15 protein-coding genes are annotated in these 12,983 nt (G+C 66.7%); 9 read left to right on the plus strand and 6 right to left on the minus strand.

The window, feature by feature from the left end; translation table 11 throughout:
- The first annotated feature begins 34 nt into the window (after positions 1-34).
- Positions 35-874, plus strand: a complete 840-nt coding sequence (locus NYP18_RS00085; RefSeq protein ID WP_259426058.1) for a helix-turn-helix domain-containing protein — start codon at positions 35-37, stop codon at positions 872-874.
- A gap of 7 nt (positions 875-881) precedes the next feature.
- On the opposite strand, the gene NYP18_RS00090 is transcribed toward NYP18_RS00085, so the two are convergent.
- Together NYP18_RS00090 and NYP18_RS00095 are read right to left on the minus strand one after the other, a co-directional pair.
- Positions 882-1,145 (minus strand): hypothetical protein, encoded by a 264-nt coding sequence (locus NYP18_RS00090; RefSeq protein ID WP_259426059.1) that lies wholly within the window; start codon positions 1,143-1,145, stop codon positions 882-884.
- A 77-nt stretch (positions 1,146-1,222) separates the two neighbouring features.
- The gene (locus tag NYP18_RS00095) at positions 1,223-2,197 is read right to left on the minus strand and encodes a pirin family protein (protein ID WP_259426062.1); all 975 of its coding nucleotides are present in this window, start codon (positions 2,195-2,197) and stop codon (positions 1,223-1,225) included.
- Positions 2,198-2,539: 342 nt separating this feature from the next.
- On the opposite strand from NYP18_RS00095, the gene NYP18_RS00100 reads away from it, so the two are divergent.
- Positions 2,540-2,842, plus strand: coding sequence for a CHY zinc finger protein (locus NYP18_RS00100; RefSeq protein ID WP_259426063.1), 303 nt, complete (start codon positions 2,540-2,542; stop codon positions 2,840-2,842).
- A gap of 128 nt (positions 2,843-2,970) precedes the next feature.
- On the opposite strand, the gene NYP18_RS00105 is transcribed toward NYP18_RS00100, so the two are convergent.
- Both NYP18_RS00105 and NYP18_RS00110 read right to left on the minus strand, forming a co-directional pair.
- On the minus strand, positions 2,971-4,320 hold the full coding sequence (locus NYP18_RS00105) for an MFS transporter (protein ID WP_259426065.1): 1,350 nt from the start codon (positions 4,318-4,320) through the stop codon (positions 2,971-2,973).
- Between the two features lie 20 nt (positions 4,321-4,340).
- Positions 4,341-5,381: an MBL fold metallo-hydrolase gene (locus NYP18_RS00110; protein ID WP_259426066.1), complete on the minus strand. Its 1,041-nt coding sequence runs from the start codon at positions 5,379-5,381 to the stop codon at positions 4,341-4,343.
- A 93-nt stretch (positions 5,382-5,474) separates the two neighbouring features.
- Here NYP18_RS00110 and NYP18_RS00115 point away from each other — a divergent pair, with 93 nt between their 5' ends.
- Genes NYP18_RS00115 through NYP18_RS00130 form a run of 4 tightly spaced genes read left to right on the plus strand, consistent with a single transcriptional unit; the run spans position 5,475 to position 8,405 of the window.
- A complete protein-coding gene (locus NYP18_RS00115; RefSeq protein ID WP_259426067.1) occupies positions 5,475-6,419 on the plus strand; it encodes a LysR family transcriptional regulator in 945 nt (314 codons plus the stop codon).
- Positions 6,416-6,832 carry a YidH family protein gene (locus NYP18_RS00120; protein ID WP_259426068.1) on the plus strand — a complete coding sequence of 139 codons (417 nt, stop codon included), beginning with the start codon at positions 6,416-6,418 and terminating at the stop codon, positions 6,830-6,832. The genes NYP18_RS00115 and NYP18_RS00120 overlap by 4 nt, the downstream gene beginning before the upstream one ends.
- Entirely contained in the window at positions 6,832-7,158 is a 327-nt protein-coding gene (locus NYP18_RS00125; RefSeq protein WP_259426069.1) for a DUF202 domain-containing protein, read from the plus strand. Before NYP18_RS00120 ends, NYP18_RS00125 begins: the two co-directional genes overlap by 1 nt.
- A gap of 20 nt (positions 7,159-7,178) precedes the next feature.
- Entirely contained in the window at positions 7,179-8,405 is a 1,227-nt protein-coding gene (locus tag NYP18_RS00130) for an MFS transporter (protein WP_259426070.1), read from the plus strand.
- Here the strand turns inward: NYP18_RS00130 and NYP18_RS00135 are convergent.
- The gene (locus NYP18_RS00135; RefSeq protein ID WP_259426071.1) at positions 8,357-9,046 is read right to left on the minus strand and encodes a phosphatase PAP2 family protein; all 690 of its coding nucleotides are present in this window, start codon (positions 9,044-9,046) and stop codon (positions 8,357-8,359) included. The genes NYP18_RS00130 and NYP18_RS00135 overlap by 49 nt on opposite strands.
- A 141-nt stretch (positions 9,047-9,187) precedes the next feature.
- On the opposite strand from NYP18_RS00135, the gene NYP18_RS00140 reads away from it, so the two are divergent.
- From NYP18_RS00140 to NYP18_RS00150, 3 genes are all read left to right on the plus strand, one after another.
- Positions 9,188-10,594 (plus strand): sensor histidine kinase, encoded by a 1,407-nt coding sequence (locus tag NYP18_RS00140; RefSeq protein ID WP_259426072.1) that lies wholly within the window; start codon positions 9,188-9,190, stop codon positions 10,592-10,594.
- On the plus strand, positions 10,591-11,238 hold the full coding sequence (locus tag NYP18_RS00145) for a response regulator (RefSeq protein ID WP_259426073.1): 648 nt from the start codon (positions 10,591-10,593) through the stop codon (positions 11,236-11,238). The genes NYP18_RS00140 and NYP18_RS00145 overlap by 4 nt, the downstream gene beginning before the upstream one ends.
- A 202-nt stretch (positions 11,239-11,440) precedes the next feature.
- Positions 11,441-11,953: a DinB family protein gene (locus tag NYP18_RS00150; RefSeq protein WP_259426074.1), complete on the plus strand. Its 513-nt coding sequence runs from the start codon at positions 11,441-11,443 to the stop codon at positions 11,951-11,953.
- On the opposite strand, the gene NYP18_RS00155 is transcribed toward NYP18_RS00150, so the two are convergent.
- The gene (locus tag NYP18_RS00155) at positions 11,954-12,982 is read right to left on the minus strand and encodes an ABC transporter ATP-binding protein (protein ID WP_259426075.1); all 1,029 of its coding nucleotides are present in this window, start codon (positions 12,980-12,982) and stop codon (positions 11,954-11,956) included.
- Position 12,983 lies beyond the last annotated feature (1 nt).

Consider the following 12,983-nt stretch of genomic DNA (forward strand, 5'->3'; position numbering starts at 1 on the left):
CAGGCTGCCGGAACACCTTAGAATATGGGGTGAGATGCAGACACTCAAGGCCGAGATCAAGGAATTCCTCACCTCCCGCCGGGCACGCCTCACGCCCGGCGAGGTGGGGCTCCCACTCGACGGCACCGCCCGCCGGGTACCGGGGCTGCGCCGCGAGGAGGTTGCCGAGCTGGCCGGCATCTCGGCGGAGTACTACGTCATCCTCGAACGTGGTGACCTGAGCACCGCCTCGGAACAGGTGCTCACCGGCATCGCGGATGCCCTGCGTTTCGACGAGGCCGAGCAGCTCTACCTGCACAACCTGGCCCGGGCCAGCCGCGGTGCCGAGGCGTTCCCTGCCGCGGTCCAGCCGGAACCGCGGGTGACGGGGCGGATCCAGAGCATCCTCGACGGTTTCACGCTCGGCGCGGCGTGGGTGCGCAACGAGTACATGGACATCCTGGCCACGAATCGGGCCGCACGGGTGCTCTATGAGCCGATCTACCGGGCGCTGCCGGACCGCCCCAACACCGCCCGCCACGTGTTCCTGGCCGAGAACGCCCGTTCCTTCTGGGTCGACGCCGACTACTACGCCGACGCCTTCGCAGCGAAACTGCGCCTGGAGAGTGCCGCCCATCCCCGTGATCCCCGACTGAAATCCCTGGTGGCGGAGCTGACTGAGAAGTCCGAGGCCTTCCGCAGCCGTTGGGCCACCGCGGAGGTCAGCCTGCTCACCAACGGCATCAAGCGCTTCCATCATCCGGAGGTCGGCAGGCTGGACCTGCACTTCGAGACGATGGAATTACAGAGCGCCCCGGGTCTGATCATGAGCTTCTACCTGCCCACCGACGCCGCGACGGCCCGGGGTCTCGCCGCGCTGCGGCAGCAGGGCTGAAGGGCAGTTACTTCTTCTGCCCGGCCTTCCACTCCGCCGGGGTGGGCGTGCCGGGAACCCGGTGGCCCGCACCGAAATCCTGCGGCGTGCGGACCTTGCCGCGGGCGGCCGACATGACGCTGTGCACCAGGAGCAGGAAGGCGATGAGGAAGGCGAGCACCGCGAGGACCCTACTGAGCGTGTCCTCCCGGCCGAAGAGCCAGTAACCGCCACCGAAGATGGCGATGGCCAGCAGATTCTCCAGGGTGATGTGCAGGAACAGACGTGTCACGGTGATCTCCTCCAGGTCATTTATTTTCAACCTAGGCGCTGGCCCGGTGCAATGGGGAATCCTGCGGAGTAAAGGATTTACTCCCCAGCTGCAGGCTGCGAAACCTGCCCGTCGGGGAATTTCGCGAAACGCCCCTGCTCCCGCGGGAAGACCTCCTCGGTGCTCGGCCACGGCCAGCCACCGAACTGTGTCTCCCGGTAGTCCTGGAAAGCCTGCCCCAGCTCGGCGCGGGTGTTCATGACGAAAGGCCCGTGCTGAGCGACCGGGGCACTGATCGGCACGCCCTGCAGGACGACGGCCCGGACCGGTTCCACACCTGCGGTGATAACCGTCTCCTCCCGGCCGAGCTGCTGGTAACCCCAGTCCTGGGCGACGGCGTGTTCACCGATGGTCGCGTCACCGGCGAAGACGTAGGTGGTGCGGCGGGTCTTCTCGGTGCCCGCGGCAGGGAGAGTGAGGGAGTGGTTGGGGGTGACGTCGATAAGCAGGACCGCGACGTCATTCGCGGGATCAGCCGCCCAGGAATTCACTGGCGGGTTGAGCGCCTGCACATCATGGATACGGCCCGCGATGATCTGCACGGCGCCGCCCGGGGTGGACCAGACCGGGATGTCTTCGGCCCACTGCATAGAGAACTCCGGTGCCGCGGTCTTGCTCTCCGGCGGGAGGTTCAGCCAGATCTGGAAGAGCTCGAGCGGGTTCGGCGAATCCTCATTGACCAGCGGGAACATCTCCGAATGCGTGACCCCCGCGCCGGTGGTCAGCCACTGGGCATCGCCCTGGCCGTAACGAGCGGAGGCACCCACCGAGTCGGTGTGGTCGACGAAACCGGAGGTGACCAGGGTGATTGTCTCGAAGCCGCGGTGCGGGTGCGCGGGGAAACCGGGGATGCGCTGCCCGTGGTACATGCTCCAGCCCTCAGGGTGGGCGTCACCGGGGCCCATTGCGGCGTCGCCGGCGGGGTATGCGTCCTGGTGGTGGACGGCGAAGAGGAAAGGGTCGGTGCCCTGCCAGGGGGTGGTCAGGCGGAAGGGAGTGTTGGGGGTGATCATGTACGTGTCAACAAGAAGAAGCGTGCGGGGATTCCCGTGGGGTGCCGGGCGGGTCTTGCTGACCTCTCGGGGCGCGGATAGGTTGGCGGTTATGAGGAGGAAAACGCCGTGCCCACTTCCCGTCCCACTGATGCCATGAGGGGGCCGAGGCAACCGAAGAGCGGGAGCGGCGGGAGTTACTTCAGCCCTGAAGGTGAGGGAAGAAACGGAAAAAGAAGTCCGTAATCTCAGCAGACAGGGCCGGGAAGAGGGGAAATCGTGGCCGAGTATCGCAGCTTCCATCGGAATGACCACCCGCGAGGCGAAGTGGCGCTACGGCTTCAACACCCAGAGGAAACCACGATGATCCAGGGCATCGACGTCGATGAGCAGGGCCGGTGTGCCCACTACCGCGGGCCGCGCGACGTGGTGGGCAACCGCTGCGCCACCTGCGGGCAGTACTGGGCATGCCACGTCTGCCATCATGAACTGGCCGACCACCCTTTCGGCCGCATGCCTCTGAGCGCCCCGGCCTCGGTGCTGTGCGGCGCCTGCGGGCACACGATGGACTACCCGGAGTATTCCGCGGCTGCCTCCTGCCCGAACTGCGCCCACCTCTTCAGCCCGGGGTGCGAGCTCCACGCACCGATCTATTTCGAGCTCTGAGGGGGCGCACTCCGGTCGGGGCGGCTCCCAATGTTGCCGGCCGACAGAAACACAGAAGCGCCGGCAGGAATATTCCTGCCGGTGCTTCTGTCTGCCCTGCACCCGGACGGCGGGTCCGGGCAGGAGAGCTACTGAATGTGAGCCAGGTTCTTCTTGCTGCCCTCAACCGACATGAATACCGCGAAGCAGCAGGCTGCCAGGACTGCGATCCAGATTCCACCCAGCAGGGCGGTTCCGGCAGCGGAGGCCATGACGGCGGCTGCGATCATCGGGCTGAAGCCGGCGCCCAGGGTGGAGGCGGTCTGGAAGGCCACGGAGGAACCGGTGTAGCGGACCTTGGTGGGGAAGAGCTCCGCGATGAAGGCACCGAGGGGGCCGAACATGAAGCCCTGCAGACCCTGGCCAAGGATCACCGCCACTGCGTAGGCCGGGACCGTGCCGAGGCTGATCAGGTAGAGGATCGGGAAGACCGCGAGCATCGCGCCGATCATGCCGGCAGCCAGGACCTTCTTCCGGCCGAGGCGGTCACAGAGGCGGGCGCTGATGATGGTGGCGCCCAGCATGACGAAGGCACCGGCGGCCTTGGCGTTGAGGACACCCGTCTTGTCGGCACCGTTGGCCACGACCTCGTTGACCGCCCACACGGTGACCATGCCGGCCATGGTGAATTGTGCCACGCCGGCGGTGATGCCGATAGCCAGCTGACGGCGGTTATTTCGGAAGACATCCATCACCGGCATGCGGCGGTCGTCGGCCTTCTGCTCCAGCTCCTGGAACAGCGGGGACTCCTGGACACGCAGGCGGATGATCAGGGCGATGAGCACCAGGACGGCGCTGAGCAGGAAGGGGATGCGCCAGCCCCAGGACAGGAACTGCTCATCGGGGAGCAGGGTAGCCGCCGACATGGCCAGGGTGGCCAGGGTGGCGCCGGCCGGGGCGCCCATGTTGGCGAAGCTGGCGGCGAAACCGCGCTTGCCACTCGGGGCCTGCTCCAGGGCGATGAGCATCGCTCCGCCCCACTCGCCGCCCACGGAGATGCCCTGGACGATGCGCAGGGTGATCAGCAGAACGGCGGCCAGGGAACCGATGCTCTCGGCAGTGGGGATCAGACCCATCGCGGTGGTGGCCACACCCATCATCACCATGGACAGGACCAGCATCTTCTTCCGGCCGAGACGGTCGCCGAAGTGGCCGAAGATCATGCCGCCCAGCGGTCGGGAAAGGTAACCGACGGCGAGGGTGCCGAAGGAGGCGAAGGCGGCCATTGCGGGGCTCAGACCCACGAAGAACACCTGGTTGAACACCAGGGCCGCAGCTGTGGCGTAGAGGAGGAAGTCGTAGTACTCGATGGCGCTGCCCACGAAGCTTGAGGTGAGGATGCGCCGCATGTGCGGGGTGTTGAGGGAGCCTTCCTCACGCGGGTTCGCCGGCTTGTTCACCGAGGGGTCCGTGGTGGGGAGGAGTTTCTGCTGTGTCATTTCCGGTTCCTCATTCCTGTCTAGATTCGGTGGGCGGCGGGTGACGGTGTGCGGGCGAAGCTCAGGTGGTCGAGATCCTGCGGTATCTGGAGCGGGCCATCGAAATGGCGGCCGGCCTGCGCCCACACCTCAGGGCTGGCGTTGCCGGGGACGAGGTGGTGCAGGGCCAGCCGGTGCGCACCGGCGGCGGTGGCGATCTGGCCTGCCTGCTCCGGGGTGGTGTGGGACTTGCGGTGGTGCTCGAGAGTGGCCTCCCGGGTGGCGGCCGAGACATCAGCGTAGGCGGCAGCGGCCCAGTCCATGTCGATCGCCTCATGCAGCAGCAGGTCCGTGTCCGCGGCCAGGCGGACGAGGTTGTCACAGGGGGCGGTGTCTCCGGAGATGGTCACGGAACCGGCGGCGGTCTCGAAGCGGAAGGCGAAGGCCGGCGCGACGGGCGGGTGGGCGACCAGGGTGGCGGTCACCGTCACCAGCTCATCCTGGTAGATGACGAAGGGCTCCACATCGTCCGGGGTCGGGTTGTCGTTCGGGTGGAAGCCTGTCTCGGCCGGGACCTCGATGTCCTCCGGCTGGAAGACCGTGTACGGCGAGGGGCGCAGGGAATCGAGCATCCGGTCGGTGATGTCGGTGGAGTAGGCGCGGAAGAGATGCTCGACCATCTTCACCGTCCCGGCGGTGGGGGCGTCCGGGAACTGCGGGGCGACCGGTCCGGCGGCGTTCGGGTTGACGGCGGGGAGCATTCCGCGGTCACCGGGGCCGATCACCTTGACGGGAGTGTCCTGCCGCCCCGCCATCATCCAGCCGAAGAGCAGGAAACCTGGGAGGTCGACGACGTGGTCGGAGTGGAGGTGGGTGATGAAGATGCTGCGCAGCTGCTTTGGGTTCAGGCCGGCGGCGGCGAACTGGGAGGCGGATGCACGGCCGCAGTCCACGAGGTAGACCGCATCGCCCACCACCACGGCGGTGGAGATGCCGCAGCTGTGTCCCTGCTGCGGACCGGCACCCCAGAAACGGGGGCCGCCCGCAGTGCCGAGGGTCACGACATAAGGATGAAGGTTCATTTTGTCTCCTGGGTTACTTGACTGGATCAAGTATGATCTAACACACAACATTTGAAAAACGAATCTTGTTTGTTAAAAACCTAAGGAATATTTATGTTTGCCAATGTGACGCTCCGCCAGATGGAGTACTTCGTCGCCGTTGCGGACAATGAAACGGTTGCAGCCGCCGCCGACCAGCTCTTTCTCACCCCCAGTGCGCTCTCCCTGGCCCTGGGGACGATGGAGAAATCCATCGGGGCCAAACTACTGGTCAGGCAGCGGGCTAAGGGCACCTACCTCACCGCCATCGGAAAAGAGCTGGTCGTTCACGCCCGCCAGGTGCTGGCAGCAGCACAGAACTTCGAGTCGGCGGTGGAGATGATTCAGGGGGAACTGGTGGGTCCGCTGCGGGTGGGCTGCTTCGAGACGTTGTCCCCGTGGGTTATTCCACCGATCCTGGAGCACTTCTCCCGCTCGCATCCGCGGGTGGAGGTGGAGGTGCTGGAGGCCTCCTCCGAGGAACTGGAGGAAAAACTCCAGAAGGGCCAGCTGGACGCCGCGTTCATGTTCCAGCTGCAGGTGCCGCGGGACCTGGAATCCGTGGGAGTAGCGCAGTTCCGTCCGCAGGTCATGTTGTCACCGGATCACCACCTGGCCGCCTTCGAGGAACTGTCTCTCGAGCAGCTCGAAGGCGAGGACGCCATTCTGCTCAGCCTCACATCGGCGCTGAACCTGGCCAACTCGATCCTCCTCAGCGCGGGTTTCACCCCCAACATCAGGTGGAAGGTGCGGAATGTCGACACCCTGCGGTCGCTGGTGGCCCGCGGGTTCGGGTACAACATTGTTCTGGGACGCCCAGGCAGAAAAGACACCCATGACGGGTTACCGCTGGCCTTCCGCAACATCACCAACAAGCTCCCCGAGAATTCCCTGCGGCTGGTGTACCCACAGGGCAACTCCCAGAACGCACGCCTTGAGGCCCTGCAGATGTTCGCACTCGAAGAATTCCCGAAACTCAGTCCCCGGACCACCGCCGTGAAAGGACCCGAAAAACCATGACCTCCCCAGCCTCATCCTCACCCCCGGCTAACCACCAGGCAGCAGAGCACCCCACCGCGCGTAGTAGCTGGGAGACCCGTGTCCTCGGCGGGGGAGAGGAACCCGACCCCCGGTTCACGCTTGCCAACGAACGCACCTTCCTGGCCTGGACGCGGACCTCCCTGGCCTTCCTGGCCGGCGGGATCGCGCTCGCCGCTTTCCCCTTGGAGCAGATCTCCGATGAGATCCGTACCCTCACCGCCATCTTCGTGGTCGCCATCGGGTTGTTGATCTCCGGAGGCGCGGCCATGCGGTGGTTGCGCGTGGAACGCGCCATGCGCCATAAGCGTCCCCTGCCCATCCCGGCGATCGTGCCGCTGCTGTCTGTGGCTGCGGTGTGCGCCTGCGTGCTCACGATCGTGATGCTCTTCTGATGTCGGCTCCGCTCATCCACGACGATCCCGGCCTCCAGCCGGAGCGGACCACCCTCGCCTGGACCCGCACCACCGTGTCCTATGCGGTGTGCAGCGCCATCCTGCTGCGCTGGTTGCCCCATTTCGGACTCGTCATCGTGGGCTTCATCGGGCTGATGGTGGTGATGGCGCTGGGCATCTACGCCTCCCAACGCGCCCGGCACCGCGCCTCGGTCAAGGGCCTGACAGCAGGGCGCGTCCGCGCTCCGGTTGGGGCTGTCGCGACCATGACGCTGAGTCTGACCGGTTTCGGGGTCGCTGGCATCACCTTGATCCTGCTCAGCTGATCTGCCCTAGGCTGAAGCCCATGCCCAGCACTGTTTATACGCGTCGCGTCCTCACCGCCCTCATGATCGCCCAGGTCCTGGCGGGTCTGGGGCATGGCGTCACCTATTCCATGGGTGCGCTGCTCGCCGCGGATCTCGCCGGGACGATGTGGGGCGGGGCAGCAGCCACCGTGACCTCCGTCGGCGCTGGTCTGTGGGCGATCCCTCTGGCCCGGATCGTGGGGGTACGGGGACGGCGGGCCTCGTTGAGCGCCGGCCTCCTCCTCGGCATGGGCGGTGCGCTGCTGGCCCTGGCCAGCGCAGAGACCAGGTTCTTCCCCCTGCTGCTCCTCGGTTTCTTCCTCCTCGGTGGGGCGGTGGCGATGAACCTGCAGGCCCGCTTCGCCGCCGCCGACCTCAGCGAGGAGAACCAGGGCCGCAATATCTCCCTGGTCATGTGGTCAACTACGATCGGGGCGATCCTCGGCCCCAACCTCTTCGCTCCGACAGAAGCCCTGGGTGCGGCGCTCGGCCTGCAGCCTTTCGCCGGGGCTTACCTGGTCTGCATCCTGGCGCAGCTGGTCGCGGTGCTGGTGCTGCAGGTGATGCTGCGGCCTGATCCTGCCCCGGTGGCCGCGAAGAAGGCCACGGGACCGGTACGAGTCACTGACCACCCGGTGGTGTTCTCGGCGATCATCTCCATCGCCATCGCGCACTTCGCGATGGTCGCCATCATGTCCATGACGGCCGTCCACATGCACGGCCACGGCGCATCCATGACGCTGATCGGGTTGACCATCTCCTTCCACGTCGGCGGCATGTACGCCCTCGCACCGGTCTTCGGCCTGCTCAGCGACAAGGCGGGTACCCCGCTGACCATCGGTGTGGGTATCGCGATGATGCTGGTCTCCGCACTGATCCTGCTGCCCTTCTCGCAACTGGACACGGCCGTCGTGGTCTCGCTGCTCCTGCTCGGCCTGGGCTGGTCGGCAACCCTGGTGGGTTCCTCCGCACAGCTCACCGCAGCCGCCCCGGTGGAACTGCGGGCCGCACTGCAGGGCCGCAGCGATTTCAGCATGAACATCTCCGGCGCGCTCGGAGGAGTGGTGGCCGGACCGGTGGTCTCCGTGTGGGGGATGCCTGCCATGGCCGGGCTCGTGGTCGTGCTCATCGTCGTGCAGCAGTTCTGGGCGCTGCGGGCTCACCGGGCGGCTGCTGATCAGGCAGGAACGGTGGAGGAGTCCTTCCCGGCTTCCCCGGCAGGATGATGCGGATCCGATTCCGGCTTCCGGAGACGGGTCGAGTCTGAGCCGCCGGGAAACCGTCTGAGCAGATGGATGACGACGAGGACCACGATCACGCCGAGCGCCAGGCCGCTGAGGACATCGTGCAGGTAGTGCACTCCTGCCAGAACCCGTGAGAGCGCGATGACCGCCGCCACCGGATAGACGAAGCGTGCCAGCTGCGGGAATGCGAGGGCGATGGCGGTGGCGAAAGCAGCGGCGATCACCGAATGGTTGGATGGCCAGGACCAGTCGCCAGTGTTAGGGCAGATCATGGCGGTGGCGGTATCGATCATCCGGCACGGCCGTTCCTCGCGGACCAGGAGCTTGATGATTTCACTGGAGAGATACGCGGTGATCACCCCGGCACCACCGAACACGAGTCGGTGGAGCATGGCGCGGTCACCGACCAAGCCGATGGCACCCAGGACTCCGGCAGTGACGGCCAGGGCCAGGAGGCCGTAGGAGGCGATGAAGGTGACGAGGCCTCCAAACTGCACACCGATCTCTGAAATCACCAGGAAGATCTCCTTTTTGAAGAAAAAGGTGATGACAGCCGCGATGAGGAGACCGGTCGGCGGCAGGAACATTCGGGAGCGGATTGGCTGAGAGGGGGGATATGTCATGACGGTGACAGTATTTCCGCAGTTCACCGGGGAAATCTGCCGATGGTTGTGAACCATCTATATCGAAAGACATAGATTCCGACGTCTTTTTAACGACTTCCGACAGAGGAGTGGTTGGCTGTGGTGGGGGAGAATTGGGCCATGGCATCAGATATTCTCGCCTCCGACAGAGGAGACGATCTCCCGGGACCGGAGGCATCCTGGAGCACCGTCCTTCTCGCCGTCACTCTCGGTATCGCCCTGTCTGTTTCTTTCCTCAGCGACAGCCTCGCGGGCCCCTGGCTGCCGCTGCTCATCATGGCGCTGGCCCTGCTGGTAGGTCTGTCCGCCCAGGCGGTGCGCGGCATCGGACTGTCCCTGGTCGTCGGCCTGGTCGGTATCGGTGGACTTCTGCTCCTCGGGGCGCGGCCTTTCGACGGCTGGTACCTGCTGGTGCGGGAACTGGGATTCCTCATCGTCTGGGCGGGTTTCCCCTGGTTGCTGGGTTTCGCGTGGCAGCTGCGTGGAAAAGTTCGCCACCAGGCCGCGGAGGCGGCTCGGCAGCGGCGGAGGGAACAAGTGGAGAACCTGCGGCGGGAGCGCGACGCGGAACGAATCGCCCTGGCGGAGACCCTGCATGATGATCTCGGCCATGCCCTGTCCCTCGTGGCACTGAATCTGGGTCGGCTGGAGCTGGACCAGAGTCTGAGCGCGGAGACGAAGGCCTCGGTGGGTGCGGCCCGTGCCCAGCTGGGGGACGCCGTACTGCGACTGGGGGATTCCGTGGCCAGACTCCGCAGCGGTGCGGCCCCCGGGACACCCCGGGACCCCTCGCTCAGTGAGGTTCTGGACGGGGCCCGTACCGCCGGAGTGGAGCTGGATGTCCACACGCTGCCCCAACCCGGTGCACTGGTTCCCCTTGAGGCGGTCCGGGTGGTCCGCGAGGCCTTCACCAACGCCGCCAAACATGCCCCGGGGCAGCCGGTGACAGTGTTTGTCCGGGCAGACGAAGGTGGCACCACAGTCGACATCTCCAACCCGCTGCCCACCCGGGCGGCACCGGCAGCGCAGGGCTCCGGCACTGGCCTGGCGGCCCTGGCACAGCGCCTCCAGGAGACCGGTGGGCACCTGGAGATCAACGACACCGGGCAGCGGTTCAGCCTCACCGCCCGTGTCCCGGCGCACCCGGACGCGGTGGTGGACAGCTGCGATCCCCCCACTGACCACCAGATTCTCGCTAGTGGGCGCAGGCGGGGCCGGATGATCATCACGGCAGCGGTGCTCGCTGTGCTCATGGCGCTGGGACTGGTGGAGACCCTGCTCATCCAGGAGACCACCCGCGCCCACCTCCCGGCGGAGGATTTCGCCGCCATCAGTGTCGGGGACACCGAGGAGGCCACGCGAGAGCTCCTGCCCGACCGGGAGCTCAGGCCGACGCCGGGGGAGGGCTGTCACGATTATGCTGTCACCCCGAACACTTTCGATGACGCCTCCGGTGATGTCTACCGGGTCTGTTTCGCTGACGGCCTGGTCACCGGGATCAATTATGTGGGATCGGAGGACCGGTGATCAGGGTGCTGGTGGCGGATGATGAGGCGATGGTCCGCGCAGGTGTCGTCGGCATCGTCCAGACGGACCCGGACATCTCCGTGGTCGCCGAGGCAGGTGACGGGATTGAGGCGCTCGCCGGGATCCGGGCGCGCAGCCTGGACGTGGTCCTGCTGGATATCCGGATGCCAGGGCTGTCCGGTCTGGAGGTGCTGGCGGAACTGCGCCGGGAAGGTATCGAGGTGCCCTGCCTGATCGTCACCACCTTCGGTGAGGATGACTACATCGCCGAGGCGATGCGTCTGGGCGCTGACGGTTTCGTCCTGAAATCAGGTGACCCGCTGGAACTGGTCATGGCCGTCAAGGCGCTGGCGGGCGGTGGGGCCTTCTTCTCCCCGCAGATCGCACGCAGGCTCCTCCTCGGCCGGGACCGCGCGGAGCTCGACCGCGCCACTCACGCCCGGGCGCTTTTCGATGCCCTGACGCAGCGCGAACAGGAGGTGCTTCGTCTGCTCGGTGCGGGGTATGCGAATGCGGAGATCGCGGCCGAGCTCTTTCTGGCTGAGGGCACCGTCAAGGTCCATGTCAGCTCGATCCTCCGTTCCACCGGGGCACGCAACCGCGTCGAGGCCGCGCTCATCGCTGTGCGGGCGGGGGAGAGCTGACAGAGTTTCCCTCATTCGGAGGGCGCGTGGCTGTGAATGGGGACTTCTGACTCCGGTCCGGAGAGTTTTTTCGGTCTGACTGAAATGTCGCACACCGGGAAGATTCCGGCCCACCGGAATCATCGCCCAGTGTGGCGTTCCAGACACCCGGGGTGGTCCACCGCGCATTCAACCCGCAAAGCACCAGGCGTACCCTTGACCCATGGACATCAAGGACGCATACCTCAACCTCATCGACCGCGCGACCGCCAATCTTGAGCGTCTCCCGCAGCTCTCCCCGGCGCAGCTGAACACCCAACCGGGCGGCCACCCGAACTCCGCCGCGTGGAACCTGTGGCACGCGGGCCGCGTCCTGGATCTGATGGGTGCGGCGGCGCTCGCGGGCCAGCCGCAGGTGTGGGAGGAGCAGGACTACCGCGCCAGCTTCAACCTGGGGCCGGCGGGTGAGCAGACCGGTTTCGGCCACAGCCCGGAGGAGGCCGTCTCCATCGTGATCGAGGACCGCGACCTGCTGGTCGACTACATCACCGACTCGCTTGACGCCCTGCGTAAGTACGTCGAGAGTATCGAGCCCTCCGACTTCGACAAGGTCATCGGCGAGTTCAAGGGTGAGCCGGAGACGGTTCAGGGCCGCCTGAGCCTCATCCTCATCGATGCGCTCCAGCACGTGGGCATGGTGCAGTACATCGGTGGTGCCCCGGAGCTGGCCAGGTAATCAGGCCGGGTAGGCCAGGGGCCGGCGGATGCGCATGCCCACCGGGTCGCCGACCTCGGGGCGGGTGCCGCGCACCGTCGCCCGGAAGACCGTGTCCAGGGCGTCGAGGGTGACGGACCAGTCGCCGGCGTCGTAGAGCACGGAACGGATCCGGGCGTCCAGCGCACCCGGGGTACCCGCCGGCAACACCTCCGCGGCGGAGGGCAGGACGGCCAGGGTCAGGGCCTCGGCGGTGCCGAGGAACTCCACCTCGTCCCGGTTCCAGCTCAGTGGGCCGGCGGTGACGTGGGTGCCGTACGCGGCGTCGAGAAGCGTCGCGTCCGCGATGAAGGCGGCGACCTGCGCGGTCGCGGGGCGCTGCACGAGTTCCTGCGGCGTGGCGATCTGCTGGATGCGCCCCGCACCCAGCACGACGACGCGGTCCGCGATCGACAACGCCTCCGAGCGGTCGTGCGTGACGTGCACGGTGGTCAAAGCTTCACGGCGCGTCAGCGTCACCAGTTCGCGGCGGAGGTTGTCGCGCAGGGGTTCATCGAGGGCGGAGAGCGCTTCGTCGAGAAGCAGGGCCGTCGGCTCGGCGATGATGGCGCGCGCCAGGGCCACGCGCTGGCGCTGCCCGCCGGAGAGCGAATCCGGGCGGCGGCGGCCGAAGCCGTCGAGGCCGACCAGCTCGAGGGCCCGGGCGACGCGCTCCTCACGCTCCTGCTTCACGACACCTCTGCGCTTGAGTGGGTACGCCACGTTCGCCGCCACCGTCATGTGGGGCCACACGGCGTGCTGCTGGAAGACCATGCCGATGCCGCGTTTCTCCGGCGGCACCCGTGTGACGTCCTGCCCCCCGAGGGCCACATGCCCCCGGCTGGCGGGGAGGAAACCGGCGATGGTGCGCAACAGCGTCGTCTTGCCGGAACCCGAGGCCCCGATGAGCGCGACGAACTCCTCCGGCCGGACGCTGAGGTTCACGTCCGCCAGGCCGGTGGTGCCGTCCGGGAAGGTGACGGTGAGATCGTGGATGTCGATGGCCGACACG

The sequence above is a fragment of the Corynebacterium lemuris genome, from assembly GCF_024919295.1.
Classification (GTDB): Bacteria; Actinomycetota; Actinomycetes; order Mycobacteriales; family Mycobacteriaceae; genus Corynebacterium; species Corynebacterium lemuris.